The sequence below is a fragment of the Acinetobacter sp. 228 genome (genome assembly GCF_048147885.1).
Genome location: NZ_JAYWYV010000081.1, coordinates 1 through 2,161, shown reverse-complemented (window position 1 = coordinate 2,161; position 2,161 = coordinate 1). Strand labels below are relative to the sequence as shown.

The window sequence follows — 2,161 nt, the reverse complement described above, 5'->3', positions numbered from 1 at the left end:
GCGAACACAACTATGGTATTGGCAATGGTATTGCCGATGACGCAAGCATTACCGCCCCAATTGCCATTCCCCTCAACCTCTCTGGTAACTCAATTACTCTCATAGGCAATTCATCTTCAAGTTCAGTGAATAGCTCTCCAACCACCACTTCAAATAACGTTAATGACAACGATGTAACAAATAATGGTAACGGTTCTACCTCTGGTAGCTGTACAGGCAACGGCTCTGGTGACGGGCTTTTAAATGGTGCTGCATCTGGTAATGGTTAACACAACTATGGAATCGGTAATGGTATTGCCGATGACGCAAGCATTACTGCCCCACTTTCAATTCCAATTAACCTTGCGGGTAACTCTATTACCCTAATTGGTGACTCATCTTCTAGTTCGGTCAACAACTCTGCAACCAATACATCAAATACCGTGAATGATAACGACACCACCTATAACGGCAATGGCTCAGGTGCTGGTAATGGTTCGGGCGATGGCTTGTTAAATGGAATTGGCTCTGGCAATGGCGAGCAAAACTACGGTATCGGAAATGGGATTGCGGATGACGCAAGTATTACAGCCCCAATTACGCTTCCTATTAACTTGTCTGGTAACTCAATTACTCTAATTGGCAATTCATCTGCAAGTTCTGTTAATTCCTCGCCAACTACAACGTCAAATACTGTGAATGACAACGACACCACCTATAACGGCAATGGTACTGGCGATAGCGGCGTGAGCGCTCTGGGCGGTTCCGGCAATGGTTCAGGTGATGGCGCAGGTAATGGTATCGCTTCTGGCAATGGTGAACATAACTATGGTATTGGCAATGGTAACGGCGACGATGTTGATATTACTGCTCCGATTACCGGCGTTCTAAACATTTCAGGAAACTCATTTACTCTCATTGGTAATTCTTCCTCAAGTTCAGTCAATACTGCGCCAACAACCACATCAAATACAGTGAACGACAATGACACCATTGATAATGGTAATAGCGGCGGCACAGGTAGTGGTTCAGGCAATGGCTCTGGTGATGGTTTACTTAATGGCGCTGCTTCTGGCAATGGCGAACATAACTACGGCATTGGCAACGGAAATGGTGATGATGTAGATATTACCGCACCAATTACAGGTGTTTTTAATTTCTCTGGTAACTCTTTCTCACTCATTGGCAATTCATCTTCTAGTTCAATTAATACTGCCCCAACTACAACGACCAATACAGTTAATGACAATGACGTGACTGATAATGGAAATGATGGAGGCGGACTTCTTGGTGGAAGTTCTGGAAATGGCTCTGGTGACGGACTGTTAAACGGCGCTGCTTCTGGCAATGGCGAACACAACTACGGTATTGGTAACGGAAACGGTGATGATGCAGATTACACTTTCCCTCTTACCGGTGTGCTCAACTTTTCCGGCAACTCGCTTTCAGGCTTTGGCAGTTCATCTAGTGACTCGGTAAATGTTGCCCCTACCACAGCAACTAATACCGTCAATGATAATGACACTATTGATAATGCCAACACAGGTAGCCTTGGTGACGGTTCGGGCAATGGCTCTGGCGATGGCCTTTTAAATGGTGCAGCGTCTGGTAATGGCGAACATAACTATGGCATTGGTAACGGAAACGGTGATGATGCAGACTTTACACTTCCATTTACTGGCGGCTTAAATATTCTGGGCAATGCTTTATCTGGTATAGGCGGTTCTTCGACCGACTCTATTAATATTTCACCAACAACTACTTCAAACACAGTCAATGACAATGACACTACCAACAACGGCAACACTTCAGGTGGTTTGATTGGTTCTGGTGACTCAGGCAACGGCTCTGGTGATGGCTTATTAAATGGCATTTCATCAGGTAACGGTGAACATAATTATGGCATTGGCAACGGTAATGGCGATGATGTTGACGTTGTGGCCCCTATCACTACACCACTTAATGTATTAGGCAACTCTTTCTCATTTATTGGTGGTGAAGGTACAGGCGATATCTTAGGTCCGATTACTGGCGTTATTGGTGGTATTGGCGGTGATGGAGATATCCTAAGCCCGATTACTGGCATTATCGGTGGCATAGGCGGCATCGGTGGTGATCTGGGCGATAACCCACTTACAGGTATTATTCAAAGCGGGATTGACGTTCTACAAAATTTAGAAAG

At 45.1% G+C, this 2,161-nt stretch carries 1 pseudogene; it reads left to right on the top strand.

The features are described 5' to 3' along the window. Positions 1-2,161: pseudogene (locus tag VXQ92_RS16015) on the top strand (beta strand repeat-containing protein); the annotation flags it as partial.